The organism is Nonomuraea sp. NPDC059194, from assembly GCF_042754765.1.
GTDB lineage: Bacteria > Actinomycetota > Actinomycetes > Streptosporangiales > Streptosporangiaceae > Nonomuraea.
On the sequence record NZ_JBHZBH010000060.1, the window covers coordinates 19,905 to 37,316 of the forward strand.

Annotated in this window: 16 protein-coding genes; 10 read left to right on the forward strand and 6 right to left on the reverse strand. The window is 70.8% G+C overall.

Going from position 1 to position 17,412, the window contains the following annotated elements; genetic code table 11:
• Positions 1-37: 37 nt before the first annotated feature.
• Positions 38-1,534, forward strand: coding sequence for a glycoside hydrolase family 3 protein (locus tag ACFXJ8_RS40855; RefSeq protein ID WP_379650450.1), 1,497 nt, complete (start codon positions 38-40; stop codon positions 1,532-1,534).
• A 4-nt stretch (positions 1,535-1,538) separates the two neighbouring features.
• A complete protein-coding gene (locus tag ACFXJ8_RS40860; protein ID WP_379650452.1) occupies positions 1,539-2,210 on the forward strand; it encodes a pentapeptide repeat-containing protein in 672 nt (223 codons plus the stop codon).
• Here the strand turns inward: ACFXJ8_RS40860 and ACFXJ8_RS40865 are convergent.
• The 4 genes from ACFXJ8_RS40865 to ACFXJ8_RS40880 are packed head-to-tail and all read right to left on the reverse strand — an operon-like array spanning position 2,197 to position 5,416.
• Positions 2,197-3,225, reverse strand: coding sequence for an NAD(P)H-dependent flavin oxidoreductase (locus tag ACFXJ8_RS40865; RefSeq protein WP_379650454.1), 1,029 nt, complete (start codon positions 3,223-3,225; stop codon positions 2,197-2,199). The two genes, ACFXJ8_RS40860 and ACFXJ8_RS40865, sit on opposite strands and share 14 nt — an antisense overlap.
• Before the next feature lie 10 nt (positions 3,226-3,235).
• On the reverse strand, positions 3,236-3,916 hold the full coding sequence (locus ACFXJ8_RS40870; RefSeq protein ID WP_379650456.1) for a CoA-transferase subunit beta: 681 nt from the start codon (positions 3,914-3,916) through the stop codon (positions 3,236-3,238).
• Positions 3,903-4,676, reverse strand: a complete 774-nt coding sequence (locus ACFXJ8_RS40875; RefSeq protein ID WP_379650479.1) for a CoA transferase subunit A — start codon at positions 4,674-4,676, stop codon at positions 3,903-3,905. Before ACFXJ8_RS40875 ends, ACFXJ8_RS40870 begins: the two co-directional genes overlap by 14 nt.
• Positions 4,677-4,684: 8 nt before the next feature.
• Positions 4,685-5,416, reverse strand: coding sequence for an enoyl-CoA hydratase family protein (locus ACFXJ8_RS40880; protein ID WP_379650458.1), 732 nt, complete (start codon positions 5,414-5,416; stop codon positions 4,685-4,687).
• Positions 5,417-5,461: 45 nt separating this feature from the next.
• Here ACFXJ8_RS40880 and ACFXJ8_RS40885 point away from each other — a divergent pair, with 45 nt between their 5' ends.
• From ACFXJ8_RS40885 to ACFXJ8_RS40900, 4 genes are all read left to right on the forward strand, one after another.
• Positions 5,462-6,202, forward strand: a complete 741-nt coding sequence (locus ACFXJ8_RS40885; RefSeq protein ID WP_379650460.1) for an SDR family oxidoreductase — start codon at positions 5,462-5,464, stop codon at positions 6,200-6,202.
• Between the two features lie 222 nt (positions 6,203-6,424).
• The gene (locus tag ACFXJ8_RS40890; protein ID WP_379650462.1) at positions 6,425-6,682 is read left to right on the forward strand and encodes a hypothetical protein; all 258 of its coding nucleotides are present in this window, start codon (positions 6,425-6,427) and stop codon (positions 6,680-6,682) included.
• A 79-nt stretch (positions 6,683-6,761) separates the two neighbouring features.
• Entirely contained in the window at positions 6,762-7,019 is a 258-nt protein-coding gene (locus ACFXJ8_RS40895) for a hypothetical protein (RefSeq protein ID WP_379650464.1), read from the forward strand.
• 95 nt (positions 7,020-7,114) lie between these two features.
• Positions 7,115-7,912, forward strand: coding sequence for a RimK family alpha-L-glutamate ligase (locus tag ACFXJ8_RS40900; RefSeq protein WP_379650465.1), 798 nt, complete (start codon positions 7,115-7,117; stop codon positions 7,910-7,912).
• 36 nt (positions 7,913-7,948) lie between these two features.
• Here the strand turns inward: ACFXJ8_RS40900 and ACFXJ8_RS40905 are convergent, their stop codons facing one another.
• Together ACFXJ8_RS40905 and ACFXJ8_RS40910 are read right to left on the reverse strand one after the other, a co-directional pair.
• Entirely contained in the window at positions 7,949-10,297 is a 2,349-nt protein-coding gene (locus ACFXJ8_RS40905; protein ID WP_379650467.1) for a SpoIIE family protein phosphatase, read from the reverse strand.
• A 39-nt stretch (positions 10,298-10,336) separates the two neighbouring features.
• A complete protein-coding gene (locus tag ACFXJ8_RS40910; protein WP_379650469.1) occupies positions 10,337-14,035 on the reverse strand; it encodes a HAMP domain-containing protein in 3,699 nt (1,232 codons plus the stop codon).
• Positions 14,036-14,177: 142 nt separating this feature from the next.
• Here ACFXJ8_RS40910 and ACFXJ8_RS40915 point away from each other — a divergent pair, with 142 nt between their 5' ends.
• The 4 genes from ACFXJ8_RS40915 to ACFXJ8_RS40930 all read left to right on the forward strand — a co-directional run bounded on the left by ACFXJ8_RS40915 (position 14,178) and on the right by ACFXJ8_RS40930 (position 17,323).
• Positions 14,178-15,380, forward strand: coding sequence for a PP2C family protein-serine/threonine phosphatase (locus ACFXJ8_RS40915; RefSeq protein WP_379650471.1), 1,203 nt, complete (start codon positions 14,178-14,180; stop codon positions 15,378-15,380).
• 33 nt (positions 15,381-15,413) lie between these two features.
• Positions 15,414-15,929 carry a MarR family winged helix-turn-helix transcriptional regulator gene (locus ACFXJ8_RS40920; RefSeq protein WP_379650473.1) on the forward strand — a complete coding sequence of 172 codons (516 nt, stop codon included), beginning with the start codon at positions 15,414-15,416 and terminating at the stop codon, positions 15,927-15,929.
• 111 nt (positions 15,930-16,040) lie between these two features.
• Entirely contained in the window at positions 16,041-16,397 is a 357-nt protein-coding gene (locus ACFXJ8_RS40925) for an STAS domain-containing protein (protein WP_379650475.1), read from the forward strand.
• Entirely contained in the window at positions 16,394-17,323 is a 930-nt protein-coding gene (locus tag ACFXJ8_RS40930) for an anti-sigma factor RsbA family regulatory protein (protein ID WP_379650476.1), read from the forward strand. The genes ACFXJ8_RS40925 and ACFXJ8_RS40930 overlap by 4 nt, the downstream gene beginning before the upstream one ends.
• Positions 17,324-17,412: the final 89 nt, after the last annotated feature.

The following is a 17,412-nucleotide window of genomic DNA, read 5'->3' on the forward strand; positions in this document are numbered from 1 at the left end:
TCTAGAAAATAGGAAACTTTCCTATTAGATTTCGGTCATGCCCAAGCCTGGCCGCGACTTGCTTCGCCTTGCCGACTCCGTCATCCTCCCGGGATTCGTGGGGACGACGCCCCCCGACTGGCTTCGCCGCCGCCTGTCCGAAGGCCTGGCGGGCGTGGTGCTCTTCTCCCGCAACATCGCAGGACCAGCCCAGGTGGCCGAGTTGACGGCGGCGCTCCACGCGGAAAGTCCCGCGGCGCTGGTCGGGGTGGACGAGGAGGCGGGCGAGGTGACCAGGCTCGAGGTCGCCACGGGCAGCAGCAGACCGGGCAACTACGCGCTCGGCGTGGTCGACGACGTCGCGCTCACCGAGGAGCTCGCCCGCGACCTCGGCCGTGACCTGGCCGCGGCCGGGATCACGATCGACTTCGCCCCCTCCGCCGACGTCAACTCCAACCCCGACAACCCGGTCATCGGCCTGCGCGCCTTCGGCGCCGACCCCGCCCTGGTGGCCAGGCACACCAGGGCCTTCGTCCGGGGGCTCCAGGCGAGCGGGGTGGCGGCCTGCGCCAAACACTTCCCCGGCCACGGCGATACCGCGGTCGACTCCCACCACGGCGTGCCCGTGGTGGCCGGCGAGATCGAGGAGCACCTGCTCCCTTTCCGCGCGGCCATCGACGAGGGCGTCCGGGCGATCATGACGGGCCACCTGCTCGTGCCCCGCTACGACGAGCAGCGGCCCGCCACGCTCAGCCCGCACGTGCTGACCGCCCTGCTGCGTGACGAACTCGGCTTCGACGGCATGATCATCACTGACGGCATCGAGATGGCGGCCGTCTCCGGCGCCTACGGCGTGGGCGGCGCCTCGGCCCTGGCGATCGCCGCGGGCGCCGACGCGATCTGCGTCGGCGGCGAGCACTCGGACGAGGCCACCGCCGTCGAGGTGCGCGACGCGATCGCCCAGGCGGTGCTGGACGGCCGGCTGCCCGAGGAACGCCTGGCCGACGCCGCGCGCAGGGTGCGGGAACTCGGCGCGTGGTCGGCCGCCACCAGGGCGGCGCGGCCGCGCGAGGACGGCCACGCGGTCGAGGGCGAGATCGGCCTCATCGCCGCCCGTCGCGCCGTCAGGGTCACCCGCAGGACCGCCGCGCCCGTCCTGCCGCTGACCGTCGCGCCGCAGGTCGTCGAGTTCGCGCCCGAGATGAACCTGGCCATCGACAAGGGCACCCCGTGGGGTGTGGGCGAACCCCTGGGCAAGCTGCTGCCCGGCACCACCGTCACCAGGATCACCGCGCAGGAGTCGCGCGCGGCCGTCCTGGAGAACCTGCTCAGGGATGCGGCCGACCGGCCGCTGGTCCTCGTCGCCCGCGACGCCCACCGCTACCCGTGGCAGTCGGAGGCGATCAGCCACCTGCTGAGCGCCCGCGCCGACGCCGTGGTGGTGGAGATGGGCCTGCCCGAGCGCTCCGACCTGGGCGCGATCCACATCGCCACGTACGGCTCGGCCCGTGTCTGCGGCCAGGCCGCCGCCGAGGTGATCACCGGTAGCCTTTGACGTCGTGAACTTCGACGGCGAGGACCTCTCCCACCTCTCGATGACCGACCGGCTGACGGCCGACGAGACACACCTCTTCCGCGGCTGCGACCTCACCGAGACCGACTTCTGGGGCGCGTCGCTGGCCGGGGCCAGATTCGAGTCGTGCGTGCTGGAGCACACCGACTTCCGCAAGGCCGACCTCGACAGCGCGGTCTTCACCGGCGGAGGAGGGCTGCGCGCGAGGTTCGCCGACGCCGACCTGCTCGACGCCGTCTTCACCGACGTCGACCTGTCCTCCGCGCACTTCGGCGGCGCGCTGCTCACCGACGCCGCCTTCACCGGGTGCCGGATGATCGGCGCGTCGCTCACCGGGTCGAGAGGCACCGGGTTCACGCTCTCGCGCTCGAACCTGACCATGGCCAACCTGGGCGGCTGCTCGCTGCGCGGTCAGACGCTGGAGGGCATCAGGTTCGACGACGCCGACCTGTCGGGCTGCGACTTCACCGAGACCGTCTTCAGCGACTGCCGGCTGATCGGCACGAAGGTGCTGCGGACCGTCTTCGCCAAGGCCGACCTGCGCGGAGCCGACCTCGGCCAGCCCGACGACGTCAAGCTCCGTGCCCTGTCCGGCGCGATCATCAACCAGACGCAGGCCAACGCGATCCTCGCCGCCCGCGGGCTCACGGTGGTGTGAGCCGCCGCATCGTCTCGTGCGCCTCGGCCATGATCCGTTCGATCAGCTCCTCACACGAGGGCAGGTCGTCGAGCACGCCGACCACCTGCCCCGCGGCCATGACACCGAGATCGGTACGGCCCTCGACCATGGCCGCCCGCAGCAGCATCGGGGTGTTGGCCGCCATCAGCACCTGGGCCCAGGTCAGCTGTCTGCCCGTGCGCATCCTGCGCCCCTCGGCCGCCAGCTGCCTCCAGCTCAGGCCGGACAGCCGTTTGAAGCGGGCGGCGTTGACGAGCGCGCGCAGCAGGCGCGTGCGTTCGAGCGAGGCGACGAACGGCGTGGCCAGCACCCGGTGCGGCACGCCGTCCACGTTGCGGGTCACGAGCGTGTCGGTGGCCTCCAGGTAGAGCTGCTTCACCCGGTCGGGCACGGGGGAGTCCGCGGTGAGCAGGAAGCGGGTGCCCATGGCGATGCCCGCCGCGCCGTACGCCATGGCCGCCACCAGGCCGCGGCCGTCGAAGAAGCCGCCCGCGGCGATGACGGGGATGTCGACGGAGTCGACGACCTGGGGCAGGAGCAGGGTGGTGGGGATGGGCCCGGTGTGCCCGCCGCCCTCGCCGCCCTGGACGATCACCGCGTCCACGCCCCACGCGGCGACCTTCTCGGCGTGGCGGCGCGCGCCGACGGAGGGGATGGTGACGACGCCCGCCTCCTTCAGCCGGTCGATGAGCTCTCTGCGGGGGGCCAGGGCGAAGGACGCCACCCTGACGTCCTCGCGGATCATGATCTCCACCCGCTCGGCCGCGTCGGCCGCGTCGGAGCGGATGTTGACGCCGAACGGCGCGCCGGTGCGCTCCTTCACCTCGCGGATCGCCGCCGTCATCTGCTCGACGGACATCGTGGAGGCGGCGATGACGCCCAGGCCGCCCGCAGCCGAGGTGGCGGCGGCGAGCCTGGCCCCCGCCACGTAGCCCATGCCGGTCTGCACGATCGGGTACCGGCAGCCGACCAGGTCGGTGAGCCCAGTTCTCACAGCACCTCTCTCACAGGGACTCGCGCAGGTTGCCGGGGTCGAGCGTCTCCAGGACGCGGCGCTCCTCGTCTGTCGGCAGCCGTGTGGTGGGCACGTCGGGCGGGACGACCAGCTCGAAGCCGGTCGCCTCGACCACGTCGGCGACGCCGACGCCAGGATGGACGGAGACCAGCCGCATCGAGCCGTCGGGGGTGCGCAGGTCGAGCACGGCCAGGTTCGTCACCACCCTGCGGACCATCGGACCGCCCACGCCGGAGACCAGATCCACCTTCTCGACGAACACGCGCGGACTGTGCCTGGGGATCCAGTAGCTCGTCGGGCAGCAGACGGTGTTGCCGGGAGCTCCCCGCACGCCGAGGAGCTGGGCCGTGGGCCGCTCCCACCGGCCGATGCAGGAGATGTTGGTGTTGCCGAACCTGTCGATCTGCGAGGCGCCCATGAACACGTGCCGCCTGCCGTTCAGCACCAGCCACAGGTGGTCGCGGAAGGGCAGCCAGCCCTCCACCACGCCGGGCGCGTCGCCGGTCAGCAGGCACGCGCCGTCGGTCGTGATCAGCTCGGGCTCGAACGTCAGCCTGGCCAGCCGCGCCGCCAGCGTCGTGATCGGCCCGCCGATCCCGGCCGCCAGGATCTCGCCGTCGCCCCTGAACGCCTCGGCGCAGGCGACCACGCACACGTCAGCCCTGCTCATCGCGATACTCCCCCCACGGCGTGGCCGCGTATCTGCGCTGCTCCGCCTCGTCCCTGCCGTAGTCGGGCTCGCACGAGGTGAACCCCGCGCCTCCGGGCGCCTCGACCACGCCCGCCACGAACGACCTGCTGATCAGCAACGACTGCACCGGCCCCTCCTTCAGCAGGTCGGTGCTGTCGACCAGCCGCTCGCAGGAGACGTAGCAGCTCGTGGCCGCCTTCGCGTAGAGGTCGTCGAAGTAGGGGTCGGGGCCGAGATACTGCGCGTTGCCGCGCCGGTCGGCCCTGTTGAGGTGGACCAGCGCGACGTCCATGGTCAGCGCGGGCACCGCCACCAGATCTTCTTCCGTGTACGGCGAGCGCACCGTCCGCAGCTCCGGGTTGACCCGCATGACATCGGAGCCGAGCCCGGCCCGCGTCGGCAGGAACGGCAGCCGGTGCGCGGCGGCGAGCAGGCCGAACATGAACATGCCCTCGTCGTACTCGGTGAACTCGATCGCGCCGCGCTGCCTGGCGGCCCTGAAGTGCGGTTCGAGGGGGATGGTGTCGAGCGTGACGAAGGGGGCGACGACCCTGCGCACCTTGCCCGCCGCGCACAGCATGCCGACGTCGGCGCCGCCGTACGAGATGAGCGTCAGGTCGGTGGCGGGGGAGCGGAGCAGGGCACGGATGAGCGCCATCGGTTTGCGGCGCGAGCCCCATCCGCCGACGCCCACGGTCATGCCGCTCTCGATCCTGGCCGCCACATCGTCGGCCGTCATCACCTTGCTCACCGCAGGAACCTCTCCCTGTGCTCGTCGCCCGCGCCCATCAGGTTCAGCTCGAAGGTGAGGCCCTGCTCGAAGCGGTAGCTGCGCTTGACGTCCACCGGGTCGATGCCGTTGAGCGACTCCTTGGCGCGGCGGATCACGTACGGGTCCTTGTCGGCGATGCCCGCCGCCACCTCCATCGCCGTCTCGCGCAGCTCGTCCGCCGGGGTCACCCTCAGCACGGAGCCGAACGCGTGCAGCTCGCGCGCGGTGACGTTCCTGCACGTGTAGACCATGGCGCGCATGAGGTGCTGCGGCACCAGCCTGGCCAGGTGGGTGGCCGCGCCCAGCGCGCCCCTGTCGACCTCGGGCAGGCCGAAGTAGGCGTCCTCGCTGGCGACCACGATGTCGGCGTTGCCGGCCAGGCCCACGCCGCCGCCCAGGCAGAAGCCGTGCACGGCCGCGATGACCGGCACCTCGCAGTCGTAGACGGCGGCGAAGGCCTGGTAGCAGCCCCTGTTGGCGCCGACGAGCGCGGCGTGGCCCTCGCCCTCCTGCATCTCCTTGATGTCGACGCCCGCGTTGAACCCGCGGCCCTCCGCCCGCAGCACCACGACCCTGGTCCCGGGGTCCTGGCCCGCCGTGTGTACGGCCCGCGCCAGGTCGTGCCAGTCGCGCACCCGCAGCGCGTTGACCGGCGGGACGTCGACGACCACCTCGGCGATCGGCCCCGCTCGCAGCGTGATTCCCATGCCGCTCCTGTCGATACCTAACGCTTGCTTGGTACCGTAGCATCCGTGATCTCGTACGACTACACCGGCAAGGTGGTCCTGGTGACCGGCGGCACCAAGGGCCTGGGGCGCGGAATCGCCCGCGCCTTCACGGACGCGGGGGCCGAGGTGGTGGTCTGCGCCAGGACGCCACCGGAGGGTCCTGCCATCGGGAAGGCGCGGTTCGTGCGGGCCGACGTGCGCGACCCCGGCGACCTGGAGCGGCTGTTCGGCGGGCTCGACCGGCTCGACGTGGTGGTCAACAACGCGGGCGGCGCGCCGTACGCGATGGTCGCGGGCACCTCGCCCCGCCTGCACGCCCGCGTCATCGAGCTCAATCTGACCGCGCCGCTGCTGGTCGCCCAGCGCGCGCACCCCCTGCTCGCCGCTACGGGCGGCGCGGTGATCATGATCGGCAGCACCAGCGGCACCCGCCCCTCACCCGGCACCTCCGCGTACGGCGCGGCCAAGGCCGGCCTGCACCACCTGGCCGCCTGCCTGGCCGCCGAGTGGGCCCCCGAGGTCAGGGTGAACACGGTCGTGGTCGGCCTGGCGCGCACCGAGAACGCCGCCGAGCACTACAACGACCGGGTCGAGTCGATCAACGCGACCATCCCCGCGGGACGGATGGCCGAGCCGGAGGATGTCGGAGAGGTCTGCCTCTGGCTGGCGGGCTCCCGCTACGTCACGGGGGCGCAGGTTCTCGTGCACGGAGGTGGCGAGACCCCTGCCTGGAAGTGGCTCGCATCTGATGAAATTTCCCGATAAGAGGGTCGCGTGGCAAGGATCTGTGAAGACCGCGTCGTCACCAGCCGGCCTGCGGATCCTAGAATTATCTTCTGATTACTAAGAGCTACCACTCAACTGCACTCAGCTATATGATCGCTTTGGCTTTGACCACACCTGGTCAAGCGGAGTCAAAGGGACGGTTGTGCACTTTGGGCCCAATGTGCACATCTGTCCGCGACCCCAACTGGCGAAGGAGCTGAAGTGATCAAGAAGCTGTGCGCAACCGGTGCCGTACTGGCAGCGGCCATGGGCGCCACGCTGCTGGCGACCCCCGCACACGCCGACACCTGGACGAGCAACTGGAGTCACAACGTCGACTCCTGGCAGTCCGGCAACAACTTCGGGAACGTCGCGGCCACCAATCGTGGTGGAAGCGACTCCACCAACGTCAACAACATCAACGGCATCGCGAACACCGCCACCGACGGCAGCATCACGGTGACCTACATCTTCTACTAGGCGCTTTCTCCTGGCACGCCCCGTCTTCCCCATGCGTGCTGGAACGTTCCATCATCCTCTGACCTCGAAGGAAGTCGACATGCTCAAGAAGCTCTGCGTCACCGGTATCGTCGTCGCGGCCGCCGGCGCCACCCTCATGAGCGCTCCGGCCAGCGCCGACACCTACACCCGCAACAGCAGCCACAACCACGAGGCGTCGCAGTCCGGCAACAACTTCGGCAACGTCTTCGCCGGCAACGTCGGCACGCGGCGCGCGACCAACGTCAACAACATCAACGGCAACGCCGCCACCGCCACCAACGGCAGCGGGGTGGGCATCAGGGTCTGGGTCGACTAGTCGCCCCTGAGAGCGTGCGAGCCGGGTCGGCGACGGCCCGGCTCGCGCCGTTTTTCCGACCGCGTACCATCCCTTGTGTGGCTATCTGTGCATATGTGACATTTGCGGACGCTGAGGCCCGTGATGACGAACGTGACCTGGTCATCGCCGCGTGGCAGGAAGCTGGGATCGAGGGCAGGGTGGTCCGCTGGGACGATCCCGAGACCGACTGGAGCGCTTTCGACGCGGCCGTCGTGCGCTCGGTGTGGGACTACGTGGGCAGGCGCGAGGAGTTCCTGGCGTGGGCACGGGCCACCGCCGGCGTGACCAGGCTGCTCAACCCCGCCGCCGTCCTCGCGGCCAACACCGACAAGACCTACCTGCGTGAGCTGGGCGTGCCGACCGTGCCGACGCACTGGTCGGCCGACGGCATGCCGCACTGGGCCGAGTACGTCGTCAAGCCGGCGATCTCGGCGGGAGCGCTCGACACGATCAGGACCACCGACAGGCAGGTGGCCCTGGCGCACGCGCAGGCGCTGGAGGCCGCTGGGCGCACGCCAATGGTGCAGCCGTACCTCGACATGGTCGAGGCCGAGGGCGAGACGTCGCTGCTCTACTTCAACAGGACCTTCAGCCACGCCGTACGGCGCAACGCGATGCTGGCCGGCGGGCAGACCATCGCCGACAACGCCCGCGCCGACCTGCGCCAACCGGCCGACGACCAGATCGAGCTGGCCGAGAAGGTGCTCGCGGCGGTGCAGGGTGAGCTGCTGTACGCCAGGGTCGACATGATCAGGCTCGCGGACGGCACGCCCGCGCTGATGGAGCTGGAGCTCACCGAGCCCTACCTGTTCCTGAACTACGCCGAGGGCGCGGCGGGCCGCCTGACCAAGGCGCTCACCGAGCTCCTCTGATCTCCTGCAGCCCTCCGGTGGCGGCGTCGTGGCCGGTCAGAGCACTTCGACGCCGATGAGGCAGGTGTCGTCATCGGTGTCGGAGTTGCTGTGGGTGAGGAGCCGGTCGAGGCTGTGCTCCAGGGTGGTGTCCAGCTGCTTCAGTGTGGCGAGGAGGTGTTCCTGCGAGCGCTCCAGGGCGATGTCGCGTCGTTCGATCAGGCCGTCGGTGTACATGAACAGGGTGTCATCGCGCTCCAGCTGGACGACTCCCTCCTCGTAGTCGGCCTCCGAGATCACTCCGAGCATGATTCCGCCGATCATCGGTAGCTCCGCCGCCACGCCGTCGCGCACCAGCACCGGCGGCAGGTGGCCGGCCCTGGCCCAGCGCAGGACGCGGGTCTCGGGGTCGTACAGGCCGCAGATGGCGGTGGCGGTGACGCGTTCGGTCAGGTGGTGGGTGACCAGGTTGAGCCAGCCCATGAGCTGCGCCGGGCCCGCTCCGGTGGTGGCCAGGCCGCGCAGGGCGTTGCGCAGGACGACCATGCCGGTGGCCGCCTCGATCCCGTGGCCGGCGACGTCGCCGACCGACAGCAGGACCTTCTTCGACGGCAGCACGACCGCGTCGTACCAGTCGCCGCCGACCAGGTGGCCTTCCTCGGCGGGCCGGTAGCGGACGGCGATGTTGAGCCCGAACGCCTCCACGGGCCCCTGGGCGGGCGGCATGATGGCGTGCTGCAGCTGCAGCGTCAGCCGGTTGCGTTCGGCCGCCTGCTGCTCGGAGTGGGCCAGCTGGTCGCGGGTGGCGGCAAGCGCGACCTCGGTCCAGTGCTGCGCGGAGATGTCCTGGTAGGCCCCCCGTACGGCGAGCAGCCGGTCGTCGGCGTCGAAGATCGGCTCGGCGACGACGCGGATGTGCCGGGTGCTGCCGTCGGGACGCTGGAGCCGGAAGGTGGCGGAGCCGGGCCGCCGGTGGTGGAGCACGGTGCGCAGGAAGCGGCCGATGGCGGCGGCGTCGTCGGGGTGGGCGTGCTCGCGCAGGTGCTCCAGCGGGATCGGCCGTTCGGCCGGCTCCAGGCCGTGCAGCTCGTAGAGCTGGCTGTTCCAGGTGATCTCGCCGGTCTGGGAGTTCTCCTCGAACCCGCCGATCCGGCCGAGCCGCTGGGCGTGCTGCAGCAGGCTGGCCAGACGCAGTGACTCGTCCTGCACGCGCCAGATCAGCAGCACGCAGTCGCCGTGCCGGGTGATGCTCACGTCGGCCACACTGGTCAGCGGCACGTGGTCGATCAGCGCGGTGAGCGTCATCCGCTCGGTGCGGAAGGCCTCGCCGGTGGCGTGGACGTGCTCGACCTTCTCGAACAGGCCGTGCTCCTCGGCCGCGGTCGGGTAGGCCTCCAGCAGCAGGGCCCCGGCGACCACGGAGCGGGGCCGGCCGGCGGGGTCGGCGAAGCGCGAGTTGGTGTGGTGGATGCGGAAGTCGGTCAGCAGCCCGTCGGCGTCCAGCGCGGGGCGGAGCACGAGCGCCGGATCGGCGAGCGCGTCGGCCAGCTCGACCAGCTCGGCCAGGTTGGGCGCTGCCGCGGGCGTGGCCGCGCCGTCCTCCAGCGCGTGCGCGCACAGCTCGGCCAACGCCTCGACCTGGCGGTGGATCGGCGAGGGCTGCCGCTGCAGCGGCTGCGGCCAGCTGATCTCCAGGACGCCGAGGATGCGGCCGCCGGTGCCGGCGGGCACCACCACCCGGCCGGCCGGTACGGCCTGGCGGTGGCCGATGGACGGCAGGCCTGACTCCGCGAGGTCGGTGAACCACACCGTGCGGCGTTCCATGAGCGCGCGCCGGGCGGGCGTGACCACGCCGGGCGGCACGTAATGCCACCTCCTGGCCTCCTCCGTGCTGTGCCCGGCGAAGCCGACCAGGGTGAGCGAGGCGTCAGGTCCGGCCGACCACAGTGCGACCGCGGTGGCGCCCAACGGCGTCAGCGCGTGCTCCAGCAGGGACTCGGCCACCGTCTGGCTGTCGCCCGCGCCCAGCATGCCGCTTTCGGCCTCGCGCAACTGCACCGCGACCGAGTCGCCGCCCTCGCCCCGTGGCCGGTACTCGGCGAGCAGCTCGTGGGACACCCGGGTCAGCCGGTCCTGCGCGGCCTGGTTGATGAGGTCGGCGGCCAGCTCCAGCTGGGACAGCCCGGCCTGGTCGGCGAGCATCGCGAGCTGCAGCGCGGCCTCGGTGGGTCCGCAGCGCAGCCGCTCGACCAGAATGCCCTTGGCCAGCTCGATCAGCGCCCGTCCCTCGGCCGCCTGCTGGGCGCAGGCTATCTGGTCGCGCAGCCGCTCGATGGTGGCGGCCAGCCTGCCGACGGTTCCGGCGTGGGCCGGGGGCCGCTCATCGGGCTGGGACGAGGTCGGCACGCGGTGCTCCGTTCCTTGCATGGGGGCGGTCTCGACGGGCTAGCGCGCGATCCACCGCTGGATGCGGGCGATCAGGCTGTCGGAGTCGACGGGCTTGGTCACGTAGTCGCTCGCCCCCGAGGCCAGGCTCTTGTCCTGGTCGCCGGGCATCGCCTTGGCCGTGACCGCGATGATCGGCAGCTCCGCGTACTGCGGCATGGCCCTGATCGCCGCGGTGGCCGCGTAGCCGTCCATCTCCGGCATCATCACGTCCATCAGCACGATGTCGATCTCGGGGTGCGCGGTCAGCGTGTCGATGCCTCTGCGCCCGTTCTCGGCGTGCAGGACCCGCATGCCGTGGATCTCCAGGATGCTGGTGAGCGCGAACAGGTTGCGCGCGTCGTCGTCGACCACCAGCACGGTACGGCCGGCGAGCGTGCCGTCCTCCTCGCGGCGAGCCGGCTCGCCCTCCTTCTCCGAGCGCATCAGCGGCAGGACGTCGCCCGGCTGGTCGGCGGTCAGGTGCAGGGCGATGCGCTCGCGCAGCTCGTCCAGGCTCGACAGTAGTTCGAGCGGCGGGGAGTCGGCCCTGGACTGCAGGTCCCGCTCCTGCGCGGGGTCCATCCGCCAGTTGTTGTAGGCCAGGACGGGCACCCCGCGCAGGGCGGAATCGCCGTCGATGGCCTGCAGCAGGCCGAAGCCCGCCCGGCCCGGCATGTCGAGGTCGAGGACGATGCAGTGGCACGGCTCGGCGGCCAGCGTGGCCGCGGCCTCCTGCGGGCCTGCCGCGGTCACCAGCTCGACGGGGCCGGTGCCGACGTCGCGGCCGGCCCGGTCCGCCAGGACGCTCTCGGCCACCAGCGACAGCAGGCCGCGCGGCCGTTCCTCGACGACCAGCAGCCTGCGCAGCTGGTGCGGCTGCTGGGCCGGGGATTGGGTCTGCTCGTTGCCGGGCTCGTCGCTCCGGCCGATGTGTGGCATGGCAGGGGCGGCCGGCTGCTCGGCGAAGTCGGGCCTGGCGACCGGCAGGAACAGCGTGAACGTGCTGCCCTCGCCCTGCGCGCTCTGCGCGGTGATCGCGCCGCCGAGCAGGTAGGCGATCTCCCGGCTGATCGACAGGCCGAGGCCGGTCCCGCCGTACTTGCGGCTGGTGGTGCCGTCGGCCTGCTGGAAGGCGCCGAAGATGGTCTCCAGCTGCTGCTCGGCGATGCCGATGCCGGTGTCGATGACGCGGAAGGCGACGGCCGGGCCGTACGGCCTGACCGAGGCGGGAAGCTGCGCCCGGGGAACCGGTTCGATACGCAGCTCGACGCTGCCGGTCTCGGTGAACTTGACCGCGTTCGACAGCAGGTTGCGCAGCACCTGGCGCAGCCTGGAGTCGTCGGTGAGCAGGGCGTCCGGCACGCCGGGCGCCGTCGTGATGCGGAACTCGAGGCTCTTGTCCGTGGTCATCGGCCGGAAGGTGGCCTCGACGTAGTCGAGCAACTGGCGCAGCGACACCCGCTCGGGACTGATGTCCATCTTCCCGGCCTCCACCTTGGACAGGTCGAGGATGTCGTTGATCAGCTGCAGCAGGTCCGATCCGGCCGAGTGGATGACGCTGGCGTACTCGACCTGCTTGGGGGTCAGGTTGCGGGTCGGGTTCTGGGCCAGCAACTGCGCGAGGATGAGCAGGGAGTTCAGCGGTGTCCGCAGCTCGTGGCTCATGTTGGCCAGGAACTCGCTCTTGTAGGTGGAGGCCAGCGACAGCTGCTGGGCGCGGTCCTCCAGCTCCTGTCTGGCCTGCTCGATCTCCAGGTTCTTCGTCTCGATGTCCTGGTTCTGCGAGGCGAGCAGCGCCGCCTTCTCCTCCAGCTCGGCGTTGGAGCGTCGCAGCTCCTCCTGCTGGTTCTGCAGTTCCTCCGAGCGGGCCTGGAGCTCGGCGGTCAGCCGCTGCGACTCGGCCAGCAGCACGTCGGTGCGGGCGTTGGCGACGATGGTGTTGACGTTGACCCCTATCGTCTCCATGAGCTGGTCGAGGAAGGCGCGGTGCACGGGGGTGAACGCGTACAGCGAGGCCAGCTCGATGACGCCGAGCACCTGCTCCTCCACCACGATGGGCAGGATGATGAGCGAGGTGGGCACGGTCTCGCCGAGGCCCGAGGAGATCCTGACGTAGCCGGGCGGGACCTCGTCCATCGCGATCGTACGGCGGGTGCGGGCGGCCTGGCCGACCAGCGACTCGCCCATCCTGAACCGGGTGACGGAGTCGCCCGCCGGGTAGCCGTAGGCGCTGATGAGCTGCAGTTCGGTGCCCGCGGCCGCCTCCTCGGCCAGGTAGAAGGCGCCGAACTGGGCCGAGACCAGCGGCGCGATCTCGTTCATCACCAGCTCGGCCACCGTGGCCAGGTCCCGGTGCCCCTGCATGAGCCCCGACATCCGGGCCAGGTTCGACTTGAGCCAGTCCTGGTCCTGGTTGGCCCTGGTGGTCTCGCGCAGCGACTTCACCATCGAGTTGATGTTGTCCTTGAGCTCGGCCACCTCGCCGGAGGCGTCGACCGTAATGGAGCGGGTCAGGTCGCCCGAGGTGACGGCGCTGGTCACCTCGGCGATGGCGCGCACCTGGCGGGTCAGGTTGCCGGCCAGCTCGTTGACGTTCTCCGTCAGCCGCTTCCAGGTGCCCGACACGCCCTCGACCTCGGCCTGGCCGCCCAGCCGTCCTTCGCTGCCGACCTCGCGGGCCACCCTGGTGACCTCGGCCGCGAAGGACGACAGCTGGTCGACCATCGTGTTGATCGTGGTCTTGAGCTCAAGTATCTCGCCGCGGGCGTCCACGTCGATCTTCCTGGTGAGGTCGCCCCTGGCCACGGCGGTGGTGACCTGGGCGATGCCGCGCACCTGCGCGGTGAGGTTGTCGGCCATGACATTCACCGACTCCGTGAGCGCCTTCCAGGTGCCGGAGACGCCCTTGACGTCGGCCTGGCCGCCCAGCCGTCCTTCGGTGCCGACCTCGCGGGCCACGCGCGTCACCTCGTCGGCGAACGACGACAGCTGGTCGACCATCGTGTTGAGGGTGTTCTTCAGCTCCAGGATCTCGCCGCGCGCCGAAACGGTGATCTTCTGGCTGAGGTCGCCGCGGGCCACCGCGGTCGCCACCTGGGAGATGTTGCGCACCTGGGCGGTGAGGTTGCCGGCCATGTAGTTCACCGAGTCGGTCAGATCCCGCCAGGTGCCGGCCACGCCCTTGACGTCGGCCTGGCCGCCGAGTTGGCCTTCGGTGCCGACCTCGCGGGCCACGCGCGTCACCTCGTCGGCGAACGACGACAGCTGGTCGACCATGGTGTTGACGGTGTTCTTGAGCTCGAGGATCTCGCCGCGGGCGTCCACCGTGATCTTCTGACTGAGGTCGCCCTTGGCGACCGCGGTGGTCACCTCGGCGATGCTGCGGACCTGGCCGGTGAGGTTGCCGGCCATGGCGTTCACGGAGTCGGTAAGATCTTTCCACGTGCCGGACACGCCCGGCACGTCAGCCTGGCCGCCCAGCCGTCCCTCGGTGCCGACCTCCCTGGCCACCCTGGTGACCTCCGAGGTGAACAGCGACAGCTGGTCGACCATGCCGTTGAAGACCTGGGCGATCTCGCCCAGCAGGCCGTCGGCGTCGCCGGGCAGCCGTGTGCCGAAGTCGCCGTCCCTGACGGCGGTCAGCCCTGCCAGCAGCTGCCGGAGCTCGAGCTCTCCCGTCTGACCGACCTGCCGCGTACCCGACCGGCTGCCGCTCACGTGTCGCCCGCCCCTCATATCGTTGCCATGGGACAAATATTGACAGGAGGCTAGCGCAGGAGATCATGGATCGACAATTCGTAGCGGGTGACCAACTATTTGCTATGGTGCAAAGAACCTCTCCTTCCGCTAGGAATGGCACGTGGCACTCCGAAACGGCCTGACGGCCGTCTATCAAGCGATGCGCGCGGCTGCGCCGTACGCGCTGCCCGAAGCGGTCCGCGACGCGCTCGTGGAGCACGGTGCGGCGCGGAGCGTGGAGCTCCTGCTGGCGGACTACGCGCTCGTGGCGCTCCGACCGGTGCTCGGCGATCCCGACTCGGGGGGGCCCGAGATCCGCATCGACTCCGGCGCCGCGGGGCGCGCCTTCGCCTCCCAGCAGCCGCAGTGGGAGAACGCGCACAGCACCCTCTACCTGCCCGTCGCGGCGTCCGGCGAGCGGATCGGCGTGCTCGGCGTCGGCCTGCCAGGACCGCCCGAGCTCGACGAGGTGGCCGGCTTCGAGGAGGTGGCCGCGGCGCTCGGGCACGGCCTGCGCGGCGCGGACCGGATCACCGACCGCTACCAGCGGGCCCGCCGCATCGCCCGGATGACGTTGGCCGCCGAGATGCAGTGGGGGCTGCTGCCCGGCTACGGCCACCGCGGCAACGGCTACCGGCTCGCGGGCCAGCTCGAACCGGCCTACGCCGTCTACGGCGACAACTTCGACTGGAGCTGCGAGCCCAGCGCGCTCACGCTGTCGATCACCAACGGCATGGGCGAGGGCATGCGGGCGGCGCTGCTCACCACGCTGACCGTCACGGCGCTGCGCAACGCCCGCCGTTCAGGGGCGAACCTGGAAGAGCAGGCAGGCCTCGCCGACGAGGCCGTCTACGCGCAGTACGGCGGGCGCGAGCACGTCTCGACCCTCCTGCTCCACTTCGACGCCACCACCGGACACCTGTCCGCCGTCGACGCCGGGTCCCCGCGCATCATGCGCCTGCGCGGCACCGACGTCGAGACGATCAAGCTGGAGCAGCAGCTTCCCCTCGGCATGTTCGGCAACACCGCCTATACCGAGCAGTTCGTCACGCTCCAGCCCGGTGACCGGCTCGTCATCATGACCGACGGCGTGTACGACGCGCGCTCCTCGCACGACGGCTCCTACGGCGAGGCGCTGCTGGAGTCGGCCGTCAGGTCCACGCGCCTCCAACCGGCCGACGAGGCGGTCCGTACGATGATTCGTGGCATGCTGACGTTCAGAGAAGGCGTGGACGTCTTCGACGACGCCGTCGTGGTCTGCCTTGACTGGACGGCCGAACAGCAGAGCGAGGACCTTCCCCCCGCCAGGGGCGACGTCATGTAACGGGCACGCCCTTGGCTCGAACTGGATTGCCGCATGAACGACCATCACGAGCTCAGTCACCTCGATCCCGCGACCGGCGCCGCCGTCGAGAGCGCCGCCGCGGCGCTGATCGCGGTCTGGGCGCACTCCCGCCACTCCGCGGCCACCCAGGTCTCCTCCACCCAGCTCCAGGCGTTGCTGACCATCGAGCGCCACGTCGAGATCAACCTTGCCAGGCTCGGCGAGGCGCTGGGCGCGCTGCCGTCCTCCACCAGCAGGCTGTGCGATCGCCTGGAGGCGACAGGATGGGTGCGCCGCGCGGTCTCCCACGACGATCGGCGCGAGCTGACCATCCGCCTGACCGCGTCGGGGAAGGCGCTGCTGGAGGAGCTGCGCAGGCAGCGCCGCGACGACCTGGCCCAGGTGATGGACCAGATGCCGCCGGCGGCCCGCAAGGCGCTGCTGCGCGGGCTGCGGGCGTTCACCGCGGCCGCGGACCGGGTCACCGACCAGCGGGTCGACCGGTCCGACGAGAACTGGACGCTCATCGCCGGACGCTTCCTCGCCTGAGCCCACCTCCCGGGCGCCTCGCGATCACGATAAGCTCCCCGCGCGTAGCTGCTTTCTTCTGCCCGAGCTGTGCTGAGTCGGCCGGCAGACGAGTGTCGAAGGAGACCGAGCGTGGATGCCGCACACGGCATGGGCGCGCCTGGCCCCGTGGTGCACGGAGCGGATGCGTTGGAGGTGAGCCCGCTGTCCGATCGCTCCGGGATACGTGCCCGCGGCGCGATCAGCTCGGTCACCCGCCCGTGCTGGGAGGCTGCCCTGGCCGAGCTGACCCGGCAGCACGCGGAGGTGTCCTACCTGGAGCTGGCGGATGTGGGGTTCGTTGACGTGGCCGGGGTGACGGCGCTGGCGATCATGGCGATGAAACTGCCCGGCCGGCGGTTCGTGGTCGAGCATCCACCGCCACAGCTTCCACGAGTACTGCAGATGTTCTGGCCGGGCATGCGCGAGATCGTGGTGGTGCCGCGATGAGCAACGTGACCACCAATGAGGCGTTCGAGCATCCCGCGCTGTTCTACCGCACCGCACAGGAGTACACCGACCAGACGGTGTCGTTCGTGCGTGACGGCCTGGCCGCGGGCGAGCCGGTGGCGGTGGCGGTGCCAGGACCCAACCTGGAGCTGATCAAGTCCGGGCTGGGCACCGACGCCCAGGGCATCCTGTTCCTGGACATGACCGAGGCCGGCCGCAATCCGGGACGGATCATCCCCGGGGTGCTCCGCGAATTCGCCGACGCCCACCCGCGAGGAAGGGTGCGGATCATCGGCGAACCCATCTGGGCGGGCCGAACCGCGGTGGAGTACCCGGCGTGCGCACAGCACGAGGCATTGATCAACGCGGCCTTCGCAGGCCGCGCGGTGACCATCCTGTGCCCGTACGACGAGGCGCGACTGGACCCCGACGTGCTGGCCGATGCCAGAGTCACCCATCCCACCCTCATCAGCCAGGGCCGCGAGCAGGCCAGCGACGTCTACGACTGGGAAGAGGTCGTCGCCCGCTACAACGAGGCGCTGGTGCCCGGATCGGATGCCGTGACCTTCTCCTTCGGCATCGAGGAGCTTCCCGGAGCCCGCGCGTTCGCCGTCCAGCAGGCCATGCGGCTGGGGCTGACCGGGGAGCGGCTGGTGGATGCCGAGCTCGCGGTCGCGGAGCTGACGACCAACAGCGTCGACCATGGCGGCGGGCAGGGAACGCTGGCCATCTGGGCAGAGGCGGGGCAGCTCGTGTGCGAGGTCCGCGACGCGGGACGGCTGACTGATCCCCTCGCCGGACGCCGGCCGCCGGACCGAGGGCAGATCGGCGGCCGGGGGCTGATGGTCGTCCACTACGTGGCTGATCTCGTGCGGGTGCACACCGCGGGCGACGGCACGGCCGTGCGCTTCTACCTCAGTCTCTGACCCGAAAATAACGATCATGTGGGCAGGCGGCAGCGAACCCCGGCGCGCAGGCATCGGGCAGGGCCAGTGAGAGCCGTATGAGTCAGGCA

What these genes read in the sequence shown, in the direction of transcription:
- ACFXJ8_RS40895 (WP_379650464.1), top strand. Translation starts at nt 6,762, where the DNA reads ATGCTCAAGAAGCTCTGCGTCACCGGTATCGTCGTCGCGGCCGCCGGC.
- ACFXJ8_RS40870 (WP_379650456.1), bottom strand. Translation starts at nt 3,916, where the DNA reads ATGAGCAGGGCTGACGTGTGCGTGGTCGCCTGCGCCGAGGCGTTCAGG.
- ACFXJ8_RS40875 (WP_379650479.1), bottom strand. Translation starts at nt 4,676, where the DNA reads ATGACGGCCGACGATGTGGCGGCCAGGATCGAGAGCGGCATGACCGTG.
- ACFXJ8_RS40930 (WP_379650476.1), top strand. Translation starts at nt 16,394, where the DNA reads ATGAGCAACGTGACCACCAATGAGGCGTTCGAGCATCCCGCGCTGTTC.
- ACFXJ8_RS40880 (WP_379650458.1), bottom strand. Translation starts at nt 5,416, where the DNA reads ATGGGAATCACGCTGCGAGCGGGGCCGATCGCCGAGGTGGTCGTCGAC.
- ACFXJ8_RS40920 (WP_379650473.1), top strand. Translation starts at nt 15,414, where the DNA reads ATGAACGACCATCACGAGCTCAGTCACCTCGATCCCGCGACCGGCGCC.
- ACFXJ8_RS40855 (WP_379650450.1), top strand. Translation starts at nt 38, where the DNA reads ATGCCCAAGCCTGGCCGCGACTTGCTTCGCCTTGCCGACTCCGTCATC.